We start from the raw sequence: 254 nt of genomic DNA, 5'->3' as shown, positions 1-254 counted from the left end.
GACCCGGGAACGTATTCACCGCGGCATGCTGATCCGCGATTACTAGCAATTCCGACTTCATGCAGGCGAGTTGCAGCCTGCAATCCGAACTGAGACCAACTTTGATAGGATTGGCTCCATCTCGCGATTTCGCTTCCCGTTGTACTGGCCATTGTAGTACGTGTGTAGCCCAGGTCATAAGGGGCATGATGATTTGACGTCATCCCCACCTTCCTCCGGTTTGTCACCGGCAGTCACGTTAGAGTGCCCACCCA

1 rRNA gene is annotated in these 254 nt (G+C 54.3%); it reads right to left on the bottom strand.

From position 1 onward, the window contains the following. Nucleotides 1–254: ribosomal RNA gene (locus M3180_RS23165) — 16S ribosomal RNA — on the bottom strand; the annotation flags it as partial.

The organism is Paenibacillus camelliae, assembly GCF_023715345.1.
GTDB classification, from domain to species: domain Bacteria; phylum Bacillota; class Bacilli; order Paenibacillales; family Paenibacillaceae; genus Pristimantibacillus; species Pristimantibacillus camelliae.
This window is presented reverse-complemented; position numbering and strand designations above follow the sequence as displayed.